This is a genomic window from Methylobacterium sp. E-016, from assembly GCF_022829745.1.
In the GTDB taxonomy this organism is placed as follows: Bacteria; Pseudomonadota; Alphaproteobacteria; order Rhizobiales; family Beijerinckiaceae; genus Methylobacterium.
This window is the reverse complement of the sequence record NZ_JAKSYF010000009.1, coordinates 1-348: the sequence shown is the minus strand read 5'-3', so window position 1 is coordinate 348 and position 348 is coordinate 1. Positions and strand designations below refer to the sequence as shown.

General features: G+C 69.5%; 1 protein-coding gene. It reads right to left on the bottom strand.

Annotated elements, in window-relative coordinates; translation table 11 throughout:
- The coding region (locus MKK68_RS00420; protein ID WP_244027502.1) for a hypothetical protein at positions 1 to 275 on the bottom strand (275 nt) is incomplete at its 3' end.
- Between the last annotated feature and the right edge of the window lie 73 nt (positions 276 to 348).

The window sequence follows — 348 nt, the reverse complement described above, 5'->3', positions numbered from 1 at the left end:
ATCCAGACGCGCGAACCTTGCCGACAAGTCTTTGACGGCAGCCGAAACCGGCCTTCCGGACCCGTCGCGGTTCTGGATTCCGGGCTCCGCTGCGCGGCCCCGGAATGACGAGTGAGACAGCCAGGACCGGCCTTCGTCCTGTCGACGGCACCGAGATCGAGGCCGCCCGTCGCCACCGCGCGCGGGAGAAGCTCCTCGTCCTCGACGCGGCGACTGGCCGCGTGAGCCAACGCCGTGGCTACGGCCAGGTCCACTTTCCAGGCCATCGCCTGCATGCGCACGCCCACGCGCACAGCCGCAACCCTGGCCGGCTACTCCGGCCGCAACAGCATGTCCGCTGTCAGATCC